The sequence below is a fragment of the Shewanella electrica genome (assembly GCF_022321485.1).
GTDB lineage: Bacteria > Pseudomonadota > Gammaproteobacteria > Enterobacterales > Shewanellaceae > Shewanella > Shewanella electrica.
In genome coordinates, this window is record NZ_JAKOGG010000163.1 from 1 (window position 1) to 281 (window position 281).

Sequence of the window (281 nt, forward strand, 5' to 3'; positions counted from 1 at the left end):
GTAGTCCTTGTCCCGGACCTCGTCGGGGAGACAGCTGGCCCAGGTCTTGATCTTGTTCAACTTGTGCTTCTCCTCGTTGTACCGGGCTTCACAGACATACACCTCCTTGTCCGGAGGGAAACCTTTGGGCCGACCGCGGTTGTAGCGGGTGAAGAACATGACAAAGCAGCGGTCCTCGACCTCCTCGATGCGATGGTCCCGATACTGGCCGGTCTTCATCACCTCGTTGGGATAGAAGTGCTTCTCGTACTGATGGACGGTCTGCTCGGGCCGGTAGTACC

At 58.0% G+C, this 281-nt stretch carries 1 protein-coding gene; it reads right to left on the minus strand.

Annotated elements, in window-relative coordinates:
• A partial coding sequence (locus L9G74_RS20240; protein ID WP_238898570.1) for a hypothetical protein occupies positions 1-281 on the minus strand: 281 nt, incomplete at both ends.